The organism is Ancalomicrobiaceae bacterium S20, assembly GCA_040269895.1.
Taxonomy (GTDB): domain Bacteria; phylum Pseudomonadota; class Alphaproteobacteria; order Rhizobiales; family Ancalomicrobiaceae; genus Methyloraptor; species Methyloraptor flagellatus.
This window is the reverse complement of sequence record CP158568.1, coordinates 3270334-3286811: the sequence shown is the minus strand read 5'-3', so window position 1 is coordinate 3286811 and position 16478 is coordinate 3270334. Positions and strand designations below refer to the sequence as shown.

13 protein-coding genes are annotated in these 16478 nt (G+C 69.1%); 6 read left to right on the top strand and 7 right to left on the bottom strand.

Annotated features, from left to right (window positions below; translation table 11 throughout):
• Nucleotides 1-59: 59 nt before the first annotated feature.
• From ABS361_14940 to ABS361_14930, 3 genes are read right to left on the bottom strand one after another with little or no spacing between them, the layout of a single operon-like run.
• The gene (locus ABS361_14940; GenBank protein ID XBY43383.1) at nucleotides 60-1085 is read right to left on the bottom strand and encodes an ABC transporter substrate-binding protein; all 1026 of its coding nucleotides are present in this window, start codon (nucleotides 1083-1085) and stop codon (nucleotides 60-62) included.
• Nucleotides 1086-1131: 46 nt separating this feature from the next.
• Entirely contained in the window at nucleotides 1132-1920 is a 789-nt protein-coding gene (locus tag ABS361_14935; GenBank protein ID XBY43382.1) for an ABC transporter permease, read from the bottom strand.
• Nucleotides 1917-2756, bottom strand: a complete 840-nt coding sequence (locus ABS361_14930; protein XBY43381.1) for an ABC transporter ATP-binding protein — start codon at nucleotides 2754-2756, stop codon at nucleotides 1917-1919. Before ABS361_14930 ends, ABS361_14935 begins: the two co-directional genes overlap by 4 nt.
• Before the next feature lie 253 nt (nucleotides 2757-3009).
• Between ABS361_14930 and ABS361_14925 the strand changes: the two genes are divergently transcribed.
• Complete coding sequence (locus ABS361_14925; protein ID XBY43380.1) at nucleotides 3010-4797, top strand: hypothetical protein; 1788 nt, start codon at nucleotides 3010-3012, stop codon at nucleotides 4795-4797.
• The gene (locus ABS361_14920; GenBank protein ID XBY43379.1) at nucleotides 4794-5855 is read left to right on the top strand and encodes a glycoside hydrolase family 5 protein; all 1062 of its coding nucleotides are present in this window, start codon (nucleotides 4794-4796) and stop codon (nucleotides 5853-5855) included. Before ABS361_14925 ends, ABS361_14920 begins: the two co-directional genes overlap by 4 nt.
• On the opposite strand, the gene ABS361_14915 is transcribed toward ABS361_14920, so the two are convergent.
• Nucleotides 5815-7131, bottom strand: coding sequence for a UDP-phosphate alpha N-acetylglucosaminyltransferase (locus ABS361_14915; GenBank protein XBY43378.1), 1317 nt, complete (start codon nucleotides 7129-7131; stop codon nucleotides 5815-5817). The two genes, ABS361_14920 and ABS361_14915, sit on opposite strands and share 41 nt — an antisense overlap.
• 25 nt (nucleotides 7132-7156) lie before the next feature.
• Nucleotides 7157-9202 (bottom strand): GumC family protein, encoded by a 2046-nt coding sequence (locus ABS361_14910; GenBank protein XBY43377.1) that lies wholly within the window; start codon nucleotides 9200-9202, stop codon nucleotides 7157-7159.
• Between the two features lie 371 nt (nucleotides 9203-9573).
• On the opposite strand from ABS361_14910, the gene ABS361_14905 reads away from it, so the two are divergent.
• The 3 genes from ABS361_14905 to ABS361_14895 are packed head-to-tail and all read left to right on the top strand — an operon-like array spanning nucleotide 9574 to nucleotide 13134.
• On the top strand, nucleotides 9574-10461 hold the full coding sequence (locus tag ABS361_14905) for a WecB/TagA/CpsF family glycosyltransferase (protein ID XBY43376.1): 888 nt from the start codon (nucleotides 9574-9576) through the stop codon (nucleotides 10459-10461).
• Nucleotides 10462-10513: 52 nt separating this feature from the next.
• Nucleotides 10514-11737, top strand: coding sequence for a glycosyltransferase (locus tag ABS361_14900; GenBank protein ID XBY43375.1), 1224 nt, complete (start codon nucleotides 10514-10516; stop codon nucleotides 11735-11737).
• A 2-nt stretch (nucleotides 11738-11739) separates the two neighbouring features.
• A complete protein-coding gene (locus tag ABS361_14895) occupies nucleotides 11740-13134 on the top strand; it encodes a lipopolysaccharide biosynthesis protein (protein ID XBY43374.1) in 1395 nt (464 codons plus the stop codon).
• Nucleotides 13135-13171: 37 nt separating this feature from the next.
• On the opposite strand, the gene ABS361_14890 is transcribed toward ABS361_14895, so the two are convergent.
• Entirely contained in the window at nucleotides 13172-14371 is a 1200-nt protein-coding gene (locus tag ABS361_14890; protein ID XBY43373.1) for a glycosyltransferase family 4 protein, read from the bottom strand.
• Between the two features lie 149 nt (nucleotides 14372-14520).
• Complete coding sequence (gene pcaQ / locus ABS361_14885) at nucleotides 14521-15444, bottom strand: pca operon transcription factor PcaQ (protein ID XBY43372.1); 924 nt, start codon at nucleotides 15442-15444, stop codon at nucleotides 14521-14523.
• A 223-nt stretch (nucleotides 15445-15667) separates the two neighbouring features.
• Here pcaQ and pcaD point away from each other — a divergent pair, with 223 nt between their 5' ends.
• Entirely contained in the window at nucleotides 15668-16435 is a 768-nt protein-coding gene (gene pcaD / locus ABS361_14880) for a 3-oxoadipate enol-lactonase (protein ID XBY43371.1), read from the top strand.
• The last annotated feature ends 43 nt before the right edge of the window (nucleotides 16436-16478 follow it).

The following is a 16478-nucleotide window of genomic DNA, read 5'->3' as shown; positions in this document are numbered from 1 at the left end:
AAACGGCCCCCGATCCGGTGGGATCGGAGGCCGCGAGACGGTCGTGCTTCCGACGCGCGTCACTTCACCGTGGCGGCGGCCTTGGTGACGAAGGTCGGATCGAAGGTCTTCTTCAGGTCGATCGGCGCGTCCTTGAACGACGGTTCGACCACCTTCAGGAATTCGAGCATGCCCTTGCTCGCCTCTTCGGTGATGATGCCGGTCTTCGAGTAGGTCGCCTTGTTGGCCTTGACCGAGGCGATGTAGAGCGCCTTGTCGCCGAGCCAGTATTCCTCCGGCACCGCGGCGGCGATGTCCTCGGGGCTCGCGGTCTCGATCCACTTCAGCGCCTTGTAGAGCGCGTTGGTCAGCGCCTGCGTCGTGTTCGGGTTGGCCTTGATGAAATCGGCCTTCAGATAGAGCGTCGCGGCCGGGTTGGTCGTGCCGTAGACGGCCTTGGTGCCCTCCTCGGTGCGGGTATCGACGATGACCTTCAGCGCGCCGTCGGCCTCGAGCTTCGAGATCACCGGGTCGAGGTGCGAGATCGCGTCGACGTTGCCGCGCTCGAGCGCCGCGACGGCGGACGCGCCGCCGCCCACGCCGATGATCGGCACGCTATCGGCCGGCACGCCGGCCTTGGCGAGCAGGTAGAGCGCGGTCAGGTGCGTCGACGAGCCCGGCGCGGTCACGCCGAGTTTCAGACCCTTCAGGTCCGCCGCGGTCTTGACCTTGTCCGCCTTGTCCTTGGCAACGCCGATCACGATGCCCGGGAACCGGCCGAGTTCGAGCACGGCGACGACGTCCTGGTTCTTCTGCTGCATGCGGATCGTGTGTTCGTAGGCACCGGTGACCGCGTCGACCGAGCCGCCGACCAGCGCCTGCAGCGACTTCGCGCCGCCGCCGAAGTCGTTGATGGTGACGTCGAGGCCCTGCTCCTTGAAGAAGCCCTTCCGCTCGGCGATCGTCAGCGGCAGGTAGTAGAGCAGCGGCTTGCCGCCGACGCCGAGCTCGAGCTTGGTCTTCTCCGGCGCCTGCGCGGCGGCCGGCCCGGCCAGTGCGGCGAGAGCGGCAAAGCCTGCGACCGCGGCGGTGAGAATGCGCTTCATGGTGTGACGTCCTCCCGAAGATGCTCGTTTCGAAGTCTTTTGGTACTCACGCATGGCCTGCGGCGCTTTGTGGGCGCCAGACCAACAGGCGGTTCTCGATCAGCGTCACGGCGTAGTCGACCGCCAGCACGAAGATCGCGAGCACGACCATGCCGGCGAACACGCCGGTCGTGTCGAACACGCCCTCGGCTTGATGGATCAGATAGCCGAGCCCGGCCGACGAGCCGAGGTATTCGCCGACGACGGCGCCGACGAGCGCGAAGCCGACCGAGGTGTGCAGCGACGAGAACATCCAGGAGAGTGCCGATGGCCAATAGACGTGCCGGAACAGCTGCCGCTCGTTGAAGCCCATCAGCCGCGCATTGGCGAGCACCACGGGGCTCACTTCCTTGACGCCCTGATAGACGTTGAAGAACACGATGAAGAACACAAGCGTCACGCCGAGCGCGACCTTCGACCAGATGCCGAGGCCGAGCCACAGCATGAAGATCGGCGCGAGCACCACGCGCGGCAGGGCGTTGGCCATCTTCAGATACGGATCGAACACGGCGGCCGCGAGCGGCTGGCGCGCGAACCAGAAGCCGACGATCACGCCGCCGAGCGCGCCGATCGCGAAGGCGAGAATGGTCTCGAGCAGCGTCACATAGAGATGCGCCCAGACCGAGCCGTTGGCGAACATGTGCCAGACCCGGCCGAACACCTCGGCCGGCGTCGAGAAGAAGAACGGCGGCAGCAAGAGCACGCCGAAGATTTTCACCGTCGAGCCGACGTGCCAGATCGCCAGCATGGCGATGCCGACCAGGATCTGCAGGCCGAGCAGGTTGATCCGGTTCATGGCGCGGCGTCTCCGTAGGTCTTGGCGACTTCGGCGCGGAGCTGGGTCCAGATCGCCTTGTGGATCTCGTGGAAGCGCGGATCGGTGCGGATGTCGCTGGCGTCGCGCGGCCGGGCGAGGTCGATCCGGTGGTCGCCGATGACGCGCGCCTCCGGCCCGGCCGACATGATCAGCACACGGTCGGAGAGCGCGATCGCCTCCTCCAGGTCGTGGGTCACGAACAGCACGGCCTTGCGGTCGCCGGCCCAGAGATCGAGCAGCAGGTTGCCCATGATCTGCCGCGTCTGCGCGTCGAGCGGCCCGAACGGCTCGTCCATCAGCAGGATCTTCGGATGCCGGATCAGCACCTGCGCGAGGCCGACGCGCTTCCTCTGGCCGCCGGAGAGTTCGTGCGGGTAGCGGTCGAGGAAGCGCCCGAGACCGACCTTGGCCAACCAGGCCCGCGCCTCGCCGAGCGCGTCCTCACGCGCCACGCCCTTCACCTCGAGCGCGATCGCGACATTGTCGAGCGCGGTCTTCCAGGGCATCACCGCGTCCTGCTGGAACAGGTAGCCGGCGTCCTGATTGAGCCCGGCGAGCGGCTTGCCCATGACCTCGACCGTGCCGCCGGCGGGCTTCAGGAGCCCCGCGACGGCGTTGAGCAGGGTCGACTTGCCGCAGCCGGTCGGCCCGACGATCGCGACGAACTCGTTCTCCTGCACCGCGAGGTCGGTCGGCGCGACGGCCTTGAACGGCGGTCGGTTGCGCGTGCGAAACTCGATGCGGACCTGCGACAGCCGGACCGCGGCGACCGCGGATTGCGGCTGCACCGGCTTGAGCGGAACCACGTTGGCCATGGCTTTTGTTCCTCCCCTCAACGACGTTTAGCGTCTCGACCGCGCGGTGCGCAAAGAAAAACGTGGGGTGCGGTTCGTAAGGGACGGCGCCTGCGGCCGCGCGCGCTAAGGCTTCGATTACCTTGGCCGACGGTCGGACCTATCGGAGCGCGCGCTTTAAAGGATCTTCGACATCCGCCTGTTAGGAAGCTGGGCGAGGTCCGATGCTCGGCCGACGCCGGAAACGGTGGGCCGGGCGCAGGAGGGGTGTCGCTTGAGGTCCAGCGTGAAGGCAATCGGCTCCATGGAACGGCCGCACGGCCCTGGTGCCGGTCGGGTTCCCGCGAAGGCGGGCGAGCCGATCGGCTTTGGCGCTTTCGGGGGGATTCTCCACCCCGGCACCGCCGATCTCGGCGTGCTGATGCTGTCGCCGCTCGGCTATGAGGAACTCTGCGTCCGCGCCACCTGGCGCCGGCTGGCGGAGCGTCTCTCCGAGGCCGGTGTCCCGGCTCTGCGCTTCGACTGGCCCGGAACGGCGGATGCGCTCGATCCGGAGACGCCGGCGAGCGGCATCGACGACTGGAAGGCCGCGATCCTCGCCGCCGCCGCCGGCCTGCGTGCCGCCGCGGGCGTCGAGCGGATCGTCGTGGTCGGGCAGGGGCTCGGTGCCACGCTCGGCGCCATCACGGCGTCCGACCTCGGCACCGTCGACGGAATGGTGCTGCTCGCGCCGGTCGCCAAGGGCCGACCCTGGCTGCGCGAACTGTCGCTCTGGGCGAAGATGCTCGACGACACGATCGGTCTGCCGACCGATCCGGCCGAGACCGCGCGCTTCGCCGTCGCCGGGCTCGGGCTCGATCCGGGCCGGATCGAGGCGATCCGCGCGCTCGATCTCGGTCGGCTGGAAGCCGCGCCGGCGCGGCGTCTGCTCGTGCTCACCCGCAATGGCCGTCCCGACGATCTCGAACTCGCCGCCCGCCTCGGGCGTCTGGGCGGGTCGATGGAGACCCGGCCCTACGAGGGCTACGAGCGCCTGATCACCGATCCGACCGGTGCCGTGCCGCCGGAGGCCACGATCGAGCGCGTGGTCGACTGGATCCGCGATCTCGCCTGCCGCGCCACCGCCGTTCCGGCCGACGTGCCGGCCGCGCTGGCGCCGGTGCTGGTCGGCGAGCGCTTCTCCGAGACCGCCCGCCGGTTCGGGACGGACGATCGGCTCTACGGGGTCGAGTGCCGACCGGTCGCGGCCGCAAATGCGCGCACGGCGGTTTTCCTTGACGCCGGCCACGACTATCACATCGGCTGGGCCCGCTCGACCGTCGGCTTCGCCCGCGCGCTCGCCGGGGCCGGCGTCGGTTCGCTGCGCTTCGACAATGCCTCGATCGGCGACAGCCCGGCCGCGCCGGGCGATCCGGCCGAGGTGCTCTACCGGCCGCCGCTGTTGCGCGACGCCGGCGAGGCCGTCGGAGCCGCGGCCGAGGCCGGCGCGGGGCGGATCGTGCTGGTCGGCCGTTGCAGCGGCGGCTACGCGGCGCTGCACACGGCCTTTGCCGACCCGCGCGTCACCGATCTCGTGCTGATCAATGTGCAGCGCTTCATGTGGCATCCGGCCGAGAAGATCGAGGACGCCATCCGCTACGGTCACCAGACCATCGCCTCCTATGGCGCTCGCGCGCTGTCACGCGCCATGCTCGGCCGCATCTGGCGCGGCGAGGTCGACGTGCCGCGTATCCTGCGTCACATCGCGACGCGGATCGGCGCCGGGCTCGGCGCCCGGCTCGCCCCATGGCTCGGTCCGCTGACCACCCAGGGCCGGCTCGGCCGCCGGCTCCATCGCAACCTCGCCGCCCTGCGCGACCGGGGTGTGCGCGTGACCATCGTCTACGCCGATGGCGACATCGGCCTGCCCAACTTCGAAGCCTATTTCGGGCGAGGCGGCCGGCGCCTGTCGGCCTATCCGAACATGGATCTGATCATGGTGCCCGACGCCGACCACAATCTGACCCGCCCGAATGCGCAGCGGGCCGTCGCCGACATTCTGGTCCGGGTGGCGACCCGGTGAGCGGTCCGCGTCTCCGGCCGCTGCGCGCGGCGACGATCCTCGCGCTCTGTCTGATGCTCGGCGGCGCCGGCGCGGCCGAGCGCCTGCCCGCCGACGCGTGCCTCAGGGGCGTCAATCTCGCCGGCGCCGAGTTCGGCCGGCTGCCGGGCGTGCCGAACCGCGACTATGCCTATCCCTCGCCCGAGACGATCGGCTATTTCGCCCGCACCGGCATGACCGTGATCCGCCTGCCGTTCCGCTGGCCGCGGCTGCAGCCGGAGCTGAACCGGCCGTTCGACAAGGACGAGCTCGCCCGGCTGGAGACGGCCGTGCGCACGATCCGCGACGAAGGCCTCGTCGTGGTGCTCGACCCGCACGACTATGCGCATCGCGACGAAAAGCCGATCGGGTCGGCCGAGGTGCCGGTCGGCGCCTTCGCCGAGTTCTGGAGCCGGCTTGCCACACGTTTCGCCGGCGACCCCGGCGTGGTCTTCGGGCTGATGAACGAGCCCTACGGCATCACCGCCCGCCAATGGCTGCCGTCCGCCAATGCCGCGATTGCGGCGATCCGCAAGACCGGCGCGAAGAACCTCGTCCTCGTGCCCGGCACGTCCTGGACCGGCGCGCACAGCTGGTTCGCCGAGATGGACGGCGGCTCGAACGCGACGGTGATGGCAGAGATCGTCGACCCGGCCGATCACTTCGCCTACGACGTCCATCAGTATCTCGACAAGGACTTCTCCGGCACGACGCCGGACTGCTCGCGCGGCCCCGACGCCGCGGCGGCGATCGACAGGCTGTCGGACTGGCTCAAGGCCTCGAAGCGGCGCGCCTTCCTCGGTGAGTTCGGCGCCTCGCGCGACAAGGAATGTCTCGCCGCGCTGAAGACGCTTGTCGCGCGCGTCGATGCCCGCCCGGAGGCCTGGGTCGGCTGGTCCTACTGGGCGGCCGGCGACTGGTGGGACAAGACCTACATGTTCTCGATGCAGCCGGTCGGCCCGGTCGACCGGCCCCAGCTCACCACGCTGTTGCCGACGCTCAGGCTGCCCGACGGCGCACCGGCGCGCTGCCCGCGCTGAGGCGAAACCGCGACGCTGCGCTCCGCCCGGCGGCCGCGCGCGCGATCCGGCCGTCCGGCCCCGGCGCGGCGCCGTCGGCCGAGCCGACCATGAACCAGAGCAGCGCCGCGGTCTTGATCGAATAGGGCGAGTCGCTGACCAGGAGCAGCAGGCAGATGTAGGTCGCCGTCTGCATCTTGAAGCTCCAGGCGTCGCGGTTGCGCTCGGGCAGGAAGATGAACAGCGCCCAGACCGCCAGGAAACCGACGATTCCGATGTCGTTCAGCGTGTAGGCGTAGCCGGAGTCGGACAGGAACGGCTTGTTCGGCGAGATGCCGAACACCGCGGCTCCGTCGAGCGATGTCACCAGATGCGCCGTCCACCACAGACGGCCGACCAGATTGTCGTCCCAGCGCACCGCCTCGCTGGTGAAGCCGTGGTAGGCGAGCGCGAGGAGCACCGCGAAGGGCAGCGCGAACCACAGGAAGCGCGGGAAACCGCGCGCGAACAGGTGCAGCCCCGTCGCAGCCCCGCAGGCATAAGCGCCGAACCGCGAGTCCGACAGGATGATCGCCGCGATCCCGAACGCCATGGTCTGCCAGCGCCGACGCATGCCGGCTCGGAACAGCGCCCACATGTAGAGGATCGCGCCGAAGTTGCCGGCCGAGACCGGCTCCAGAAACACCGAGGAGACGCGATGCGGTCCGAGAAACGGCAGGATGTTGCGCGCGTCGGGCCGCGTGCCACTGGCGAACAGCGTCGATGTCGTGCTCGTGTTGCCGGTCGGGACGACCGTGCCACGGGCGATATAGTATTGGATGACGTTGAAATACTTCGTGTAGACGTCGAGAAAGAAGTACTCGAACAGGCCGAAGCCAAGCACGATCAGGCCGCAGAGCCAGGCCACCCGATCGGTGAGCGCGATGTCGGGGCTGCGTCGGCCGGCGGCATAGAAGACGATCGGGATCAGGAAGTCGCGGATCGGCTTCAGGTCCAGCGCCGGCCTCAGCGACAGGATCAGCGCCATGTAGGACAGGAACAGGAGCATCACCAGCGGCAGCCACAGCCCCGGCGCGACCGCGACGACGCCGAGCGCGGTCGCGATCAGCAGCAGCTCGGCCAGCATCACCATCGTGTCGTTGACACGCAGCACGTTGGTGTTGGCGAAGCAGAGCCCGAGGTTGAACACCAGCGCCCCGATCAGCACGAGCGTCAGCAACCGTCCGCGCGTCCGCGCCGAGAGCGCGAGCCCGATGGTCGGACGTACGGAGGCGACGCCGTCGAAGGTCGCGCTCATGCCCGTCCTCCGCTCCGCCGGGCGCTCATGACGCGGACCCGATCACCACGACACCGGCGACGCGCCGGCGCCAGGGTTCGAGCAGATCGGCGACCCGCCCGAGTTCCTTCTGCGTGGTGCGGCCCTCTTCGGCGACCACCACGATCGCGTCGACGCAGTCGAACAGCGTGGCGAGGCCGGGATCGGCGGTGGCCGGCCCGGCGTCGAACAGGATGAATTCGTCGACGATCTCCTCCGCCGCGTCCATCAGCGTCAGACGCCGGCGCCGCCGCCGCGACGGCTCGCCGTCCGGATCGATCCGGCGGACATCCATCAGCGGTCCGCGATCGCTCTCCGGTCCGAGCCCGGCGAGCCGCCGGCGCCAGGATCCGGCCGCGCGGCCGGGCTTCTCGATCGTGCAGAGCACCACGGCCTCGCCGAGATCGACCAGCGTGCCGGCGGCCGCGCGCGTCACCATCCGCGAGGAGGCTCCGCCCGCACTGGCGTCGACGATCATCACCGTCGCCGGCAGCAGGGTGCGGAAACGGTCGCGCAACGTCTGGGCGAACGGGATCGCCGCGATGCGATCGACCTCCTCGGCGTCGTGGCGGCCGAGGATCCGCCACCGACGCCGCGCGCCCGGCTTCGGCAGCACCGCGAGCAGCCGCGTGCCCAGGATGAGCGCCGCGTGGGCCGGTCGCGTCAGCACGCCCGACACGAGGTCGAGCGCGACGCCGATACCGAGACCGACCATCGCGCCGAAGAAGCCGCCGGCGATCAGCACGATGCCGGCCGGCGGCGCCGAGGACCGGTCCGGCGGTGTCGCCATGGTGATGATGCGCGAATTGCTCGCCTGGACCTTGCGCTGCTGCTCGAGCTCCTTGGCGCGGCCGAGGAAGGCGGTGTAGACCGACCGGATCGCCTCGGCCTCGGCCTCGAGCTGGCGCAGCTTCACCTGCGCCTCGTTGTTGCTGACCGTGGTCTGGGTCAGCTCGCGCGCCTTCTTCTCGAGATAGGTGAGATTGGCCTTCGCGCGGTCGAGATCGACCTTGAGCGTGCGGTCGGTGCGGGCGACCTCGTCCGCGATCAGGCGGAGCGTCGTCTCGCGCTGCGAACGGAGTTGCGCGATCTGCGGATGGTTCGACCCGAGCGTCTCGCCGAGGCGGGCTTCCTCCTGTACGATTCGGGCATATTGGGCGCGGAGCTGGATGACGCTCGCCGACAGTGCCGCCTCGGGAATGCTGCCGGGGTCGACGTCGCCGCGACCGAGCTTTTTCAGCTGATCGGCGCGCGCCTGCAGCCGCGCCACGTCGCCGGTCGCAGTCGAGATCTGGGCGTAGACGTCGCGGAGCTGCTGGTTCTGGATCAGGCCGCTCTCGCCGGTGCTGATCAGGCCGTTGTCGGCCTTGAACTTCTCGACGGCGGTCTCCGCACGATCGAGCTGCGTGCGCATGTCCTCGGCCTGCTTGGCGAGCGTCGCGCCGGTGCGCGTCGCCGTATCCGAGCGCTGCTCGGACGACAGCGCCAGATAGACCTTGGCGATCGTGTTGGCGATGTCGGCGGCGAGCCTGGCGTCCGGATGCGTCACCGTGATCTGGAACACGAACGACGGTTCGACGCGCTTCACCTGCACGCGGTCACGCAGCAGGTCGGCGGCTTGCTGAACGGTCAGCGATCCGCCTCCGCCGGCACCGAGCAGACGCCGCAGAAGGCCGGGCTGGACGAAGCGCGGGTTCTTGTCGAGTTCGAGGTCGCGGACGACCTGCTCCATCACGGCCGGCGACAGGATCACGAAGGGCTGGCTGTCGATATTGGCGAAATCGAGCGAGGCCGAGCTGCCCGAGGCGACGATGTCCTTGCCGACGACCTGCAGACCCTGCGGGTCGACCAGGACCTCGACGACCGGACGGTAGACCGGCGTCTGCACCGCGAGGAAGCCCGCCGCCAGCACGACGGCGACCAGCGTCGACCGCAGCATCAGGCCGCGGCGCCGGACCACGATACGCAAGAGATCGCCGAGCCCGAGCTGGCCGGCGTCACGGTCGAGCGCCGGCGGGCTGCGGTCGAACGCGATGTCGCTCTGCGCCACCATCGGTGGTCGAACCTCGAACTCGTCTCGATGACCGTTTCGACACGGCCGGACGCACCTGCCGGAGCGGCGGAGCGGCGAAGCAGGGCCCGGATCGGCCCCATCGGCGGGATCGTGCGCGGCTTATGGTTAATATTCGGTAATTTGCCGAACCCGTGTCACTGCGGTGCCGGCATTCCTTCAGGCAGAGCGATGTCGATCGTGGTTTACTCGAAGTTAAAAAAATCAGAACGATTTTATTAAATGTATCGACCAATAAAATTCTATGTATTTACCATCTAAAATAAAGCCATTCGCGATCCTTGATGGTGAGGCAGTTTTTAAGGGGTCGCCTGATTATGTTCCTCGTGGGTTGGGTACCGAGGGGAATTCAGATGTCCAGGCCGCTGGTGACGACGAACGACACCACAGATGCTGCCCATCCGGTGGTTCTCGGCCCGCTTCCGATGCGCACCTACTCGCGCCGGCAGGCGCTCGCGGCCGTCGAGCGGAACTTCGCGCCCGGCCCGGTCGTACCGGTCGCCTTCGTCAATGCCCACACGATGCTGATGGCGATGAAGTCGGAGGCTTATGCCGAGACCTTGTCGCGCTTTCTGCTGCTGAACGACGGCATCGGTCTCGACATCGCCAACCTGCTGCTGAACGGCCATGCCTTCCCCGAGAACCTGAACGGCACCGACTTCGTACCCGATCTGCTCGCCTCCACGTCGAAGCCCCTGAGCATCTATCTGCTCGGCGCCCGTCCCGACGTGGTCGCCCGTGTCGCGTCGGTGATCGAGCGCGAACATCCGCGTCACCGGGTGGTCGGGTTTCGCGACGGCTATTTCCGGAAGGACGAGACCCCCGCGGTGATCGCGGCCATCAACGCGGTCTCGCCCGATCTGCTCCTGGTGGCGATGGGCAACCCGTTGCAGGAGTTCTTCATCGCCGAGCATCTCGGCGCGCTCGATTGCCGGGTCGCGATGGGCGTCGGCGCGCTGTTCGACTTCATGGCCGAGCGTGTCCCGCGCGCGCCGCGCTTCATGCGCAAGGCGGGCATGGAGTGGGTCTTCCGGTTCATGACCGAGCCGCGCCGGCTCGGCCACCGCTACACGGTCGAGATCGCCGAGTTTCTCGGCCGCGTCGCCGCGCTGAAGGTCGGCCAATGGCTGCACGGCCGCACGCCGCCGATCGCGACGATCGGCTTCGACCGCCGGGCCGACACCGCCGCCGAGCCGCGCTTCGGCGACCGGACCGGGGCCGATCCGCATGTCGGCCGCTGATCGCGCCGCTGCGCCGGAGCCGGGTGAACAGAGTTTCGGAGAGACGACCCGCATGCGCATCTTGATGGCCTGTGCTGCGTTTCCGCCGTTCATGGACGGTGGCGGGCCCGTGTCCGCGATGATGGTCGCGCGTCTGCTCCAGCGCGCCGGCCATGACGTGCTGGTCGTCAATGTCGAGGACGAGGACCGCTATGAGGTCCAGGACGGCGTGCCGGTGCATCGGCTGCCGTCGCTCAACATCTATTGGAACTATCGCGTACCGCGCCCGGGCTGGAAGAAGGTCGTCTGGCACCTGCTCGAGAACTTCAACCCGCGCGCCTATATCGCGATGCAGCGGGAGATCGCCCGTTTCCGCCCCGATCTGGTGCTGACCGACAGCATCGAGAACATCAACGTTGCGACCTGGGGCGCGGCCAAGGCGGCCGGCGTTCCGGTCTGCCACATCGTGCGCAGCCATTTCCTGCTCTGCTGGAAGGGCTCCATGATGCAGGGCGGCGACGCCTGCGCCGGCCAGTGCGCGAGCTGCCGCCTGACCTCGGTCGGCAAGCGCTTCATGTCGCGTTACGTCGACGGCGTGATCGGCGAGACCGACTTCGTGCTCGGCCGCCACCGCGACAACGGCTATTTCCCCAGGGCGGTGTTCCGCCGGATCCCGGGCGCCATCGAGGCGGTCCATGCCGCCGCGCCGCGTCCGGCGCCGTTCGACCGGCCCTTGCGCGTCGGCTTCATCGGCGTGCACACGCGCCTGAAGGGCCTCGATACGCTCGCCGAGGCGGCGCGGAACTTCGCGCCGGGCGTGCCGGTCGAATTCGTGATCGCCGGCACCGGCGACGATGCCTTCGCTCGCGAGACCCGCGCGCGGTTTCCGGACTGGAACACCCGTTTCCTCGGCTGGACGACGCCGGAGGCGTTCTTCCCCGAGATCGACGTTCTGGTGGTCCCGTCGCGTGGGCCCGAGGTGTTCGGCCGCGTCAGCATCGAGGCTTTCGCCCATGGCGTGCCGGTGATCGGCGCGCGCTCGGGCGGCATTCCGGAGGTGATCGGGCCGGACAGCGGCTTCACCTTCCCGCCAGGCGACGTCGAGGCGCTGACCGCGATCCTGCGGCGGCTGATCGAGGCCCCCGCGACGGTGGCGACGCTGTCGGCCGGTGCTCTCGCCGCGGCGCAGGCCTATCTTGCGCCGCGCATCGGCGCCGAGTTCACGCGCGTGCTCGACGAGGTGCGGGTCCGGGGGGCGGCGCGCCCCGCCGCCGCGATCCTGCCGGGAGCCGCATGATGATGCCGCGCTTCGCTCTCCACCTCTCCGATCTGCGCCGGCTGTTCTCGTCGTTCTCGTCGCGGATCGTCAGCACGGGCCTGAGCTTCCTGGTGCTGCTCGTCGCGAGCCGGGCGTTGCCGACGGCGGAATACGGCCTCTACATCTTCCAGTTCTCGGTCGGCAGCGCGCTGGGTCTGATCTTCGTGCTCGGCCAGCCGATCTTCGTGGTCAAGCACTACCGCGCCAACGATCCGGACGCGGCGGCCCACAATGCCGCCGTGCTCGACGTCAACGCGCGCTGGCTGCTCTTCGGCTGTGGTCTGCTCCTCACCGCCGCGGCGGTGCTGGCCGCGCTGTCGCCGCGCCTGCCGGCGCCTTACGACCATCTCTATGTCGGTTGCCTGTTCGGCGCCATCTTCGCCCTCTCGGAGTATCTGCAGAACTATTTCCGCGTTCACGGCGAGATCGGTCTGTCGCTCGCGCCGCGCGAAGTGGTCTGGCGCATCGCCTCGGTCGTCGTGATCGGCGCGCTGTGGTGGCTCGGCTGGCTCGACGGCGGCCTGGAGGCGATCATCCAGGTGACGTTCCTGCTGTTCGGCATCACCGCCTATCAGGCCGTGATGCTGGTCCGACGCGAGGGCCTCGACTTCTGGGGTGCGAGCCGCCGCTCCGATCCCGAGGCCCGGCGCGGCTGGCGCACCGAGACGTTCTATTTCTCCGCCAACGGCTTCATGGCCGCGAGCTCCGGATATCTCGAGACCATCGTGATCGGCATGGTGCTGGGGCTTGAACAGGCGGCGTTCTATTTCGTCGCCCTGCGTTTCGCCATGCTGCTGATGCTGCCGGTGACGGCGATCGATACGGTCGGCGTGCCGCTCGTCTCCGCGCGCTTCCAGGCGAACGACATTCCCGGTGCGCAGAAGCTGGTCGGCACGCTCTCAGCCGGCAGCTTCGTAATCGCGCTCAGCGGTGCCGCGATGCTGGCGCTGGTCGGTCCCTGGCTGCTCGGCGTGTTCGATGCGAGCTTCACGCAGCATTACGGCGCCTTCGTCGTGCTCTGCTGCGTGTCGGTCTGCCATGCCTTCTTCGGGCCCGGCTCCTGGCTGATCATGATCGGCGGCGGTGAGCGCTTCTTCCTGATCAGCCGCACGGCGATGTTCGTCGTCTATATCGGCCTGCTGGCGCTGCTCGGCTACGAACTCGGCCTCGTCGGCATCGCGCTCGCCGGCCTCCTGTTCAATCTGGCGCAGAACCTCGCCGCGACCGCCTGGATCATGCGCCGCTGGCGCATCGACAACATGGCGACCGCCTTCTTCCGCCCCTTCGCGCTGTTCGATTGGGCGCCGTCCGGCGAGCAGGGCGAGAGCCCGGTGCCGGCTGACAAACCCGCTCGCGCGGCCGCTCCGGCGGAATGACGCTCGGCCGCGGTTGCCGGCGATCGGCGCGTCGCCTTCAGCCGCGCGCCGCCAGCACCGAGCGATAGAGCGCCGCGTATTCGGCCGCGACGCGCGGCCAGCCGTAGCTGACGGTTTCCGCGATTGCCGCTGCGCGCATTCCCGCGGGATCGGCGGCAAGGCGCGCGAATACGGTCTCGATCGCATCCGCCGCGGCCGCGGGGTCTTCATAGTCGGCGAGCGCGATCGTCGGATGTCGCGCCGCGAGCGCCCGGAACGACGCATTCGGGAACACGACCGGCGAGAGCCCCGCGCTCATCGCCTCGATCAGCGCCAACCCGAACCCCTCATAGGTCGAGGCCGAGACGAACAGCGACGCCGTCGCGATCCGACCGGCGAGCGCCGCATCGTCGAGCCCGGTTTCGATCGAGACGGCAGTCTCGATCCCATGCTCGCGGACGAGGACGCCGAGCCGTGCCACGGTCCAGTCGGATTCCGCGCCGCAGATGACCAGCCGCCATGCCGGATCGCGCCGCACCAGCGCCGCGGTGGTGGCGATCAGCCGGTCGAGCCGCTTGTTGTCGGAGAAACGGCCGATCGTGACCATCGTCCGGACTGGTGTCGCGCTCGCGGCGTCGGCGAATTTCGACAGGTCGACGCCGTTCTCAATCGTGACGATCCGGCCGCCGAGCGGCGCGAATGTCATGGCATCCGAGGCACTGCAGGCGACGACCGCGTCATGAAGCCGGGTCGACAGGCGCGTCGGGCCGTTGAACCAGAGCTTCTTCAGTCGCGAATGCGCGACGGTATGGAAGAAGCCGCCGTGCGTGGTGGCGACCGTCGGCTTGCCGTGCAAGAGCCGGCCGAAGGCGAGCCAGTCGTAGAAGAAGTCGACGGCGTGGACATGGACGAGATCGGCATCGGCGAGATGGCGGAACACCCCCGGTGCGAACGGGTAGCGGCTCGACCCGCGCCAGGGGATCCGCTCGACCGGGATGCCGTCGATGACCTCGCGGGCCGGTAGCCGAACCTCGGGCGCGCGGAACAGCCGGTCCAGCGTGACGATCCGGACCGGCCAGCCGGCCTTGAGCTGCTCGCGCGCCAGATGGGCGACGACATCCTCGAGGCCGCCGCGGTTCGGCAGATACTGCCTGACCACATGGACGATCCGTAGCGGCCGATCGGATGCGACGGCCGCGGCGCTTCGCGCAAGGCTCGCCTCGACGGCGCGGATTGTGGGATCGGCGATCGGGTCCATCGGCGTTCTCGCATGGGGGCGCGACGGCCCTGGCTGACGGCGGGCAGCTTTCGGCTGCCGTGCTTAATTTCGGGTTCCCGCGCGCCCGGCGCGCCTGGCGCGCTCCTGCCGATCCGAGGCGGCCGTCCAGGCGGGGCGCCTCAGGGCGATCACGGCGCCGGCTCGGCCGCCGCCGCGCGGATCGCCTGCATCAGCATGAGCTGCGGCAGGCTCGGCGGCGTGTCGGCGCGGGTGGTCAGTCCGACCGGGCCGCGGGTCATGTCGGTGTCGACCGGCAGTTCGGCGAGCACGCCCTCGGCGATATCGTCGGCGACGACGCCGCGCGAGATGATCCAGACCGCATCCGAGGCGCGCACATAGGCACGCCCGAACGGCAGCGACACGGTCTCGATCGGGTCCGGCACCGCGCCGATGCCGTTGGCGATCAGCAGGCGGTCGACCAGCGGCCGAATGATCGAGCCAGGGCTCGGCAGCAGGATCGTGTGATCGAGCACGTCGGCGAGCCGGAACGGCGTGCGGCCGATCAGCGGATGACCCGGCCTGACCACGAAGGCGACGCGCTCGGCGTAGAGCGGTTCGAAGGCGAGGCCCTTCATTTGCTCGGGGTCGGCGAGCCGGCCGACGACGAGATCGACCTCGCCGACGCGCAGCTGGGCGAGCAGCACGGCATTGTCGCCGGTGACCACGCGCACGACCGTGCCGGTCGCCGCGGCCTTGAAGTTCAGTACCGCGCACGGGACCACGTGGGAGGAGACGGTCGGCAGCGCGCCGATCACCACCGCCGCACCGCCCTTGGCGCGTACCTGCGCGATGCTGTCGACGCCCTGGCGCAATGCGGTCACGCTCGCCCCGGCATAGCGCAGGAACACGTCGCCGAAGGCGGTTGTCTGGATGCCGCGCTTCGATCGATCGAGCAGCGACACCTCGAGCGCGTCTTCCAGTTCGCGGATCGTCTTCGACACGGCCGGCTGGGTGATGCCGAGCAAGGTCGCCGCCTTGCTGACGCTCTTCAGTCTGACCACTTCGAGAAAGCACTGCAGATGCCGGAACTTGATCCGGGCGGCGACGGACATGGGTGATCCTCCCGGTGGCGGTATAACAATTCAGTTATACGATCGGCATCCGAACTCATTTTACATAACCGAGCAGTCGCCGTTCAATGGCGATCGACAACCGCCCGGCCGTGCCTCGTTCGAGAGGCCCGAGCAATAACGAGACGCGGTGGCAGGGAGCGAGGAAATGGCCTTTCTGGAGGTCGGCGGACGTGTGATCCACATCGCGGACGAAGGTCCGCGGATGATCGGGACCGCCGGCGACGGTCCGCGCGCGGCGCCTGCGCTCGTCTTCGCCAACTCGCTCGGCACCGATTTCCGGCTCTGGGACGCGGTGGTCGCGCGCCTCGGCGATCGCTTCCGCACCATTCGCTTCGACAAGCGCGGCCACGGCCTGTCGGCCGATGCGGCCGAGCCGTTTTCGATCGAAGACCATGTCGACGATCTCGCCGGTGTGCTCGACCGCTTGGCCGTGACGTCGGCCGTGGTGATCGGCCTCTCGGTCGGCGGCATGATCGCGCTCGGCCTCGCCGCGCGCCGCCCGGATCTGGTCCGGGGCCTCGTGCTGTCGAACACCGCGCACCGGATCGGCAGCGACGAGATGTGGGATGCACGCATTTCGACGATCCGCGCACACGGACTCGCCACGATTGCGGACGCGGTCATGGAGCGCTGGTTCTCGCCCGAATTCCGGCGCGACCATGCGAGTGAGGTCGCCGGCTGGCGCGCCATGCTCGCCCGTACCCCGGCCGAAGGCTACATTGCGACCTGTGCCGCCATCCGCGATGGCGACTACGAGGCGGCCGCGCGTGGCGTGACGGTGCCGACGCTGTGCATTGCCGGCTCCGCCGACGGCTCGACGCCGCCCGAGGTCGTTGCGCGCATGGCCGATCTCGTGCCGGGTGCCTTCTTCACCATCGTGCCCGGCGTCGGTCATCTGCCGCCGGTCGAGGCGCCCGACGCCTTCGCGAACCTGCTCACCACCTTCATAGCGGAGAACCGTCTTGGCTGAGGAGAAGACCGGCCCCGCCGTCACGCCCGACGCCGCCGCCGCC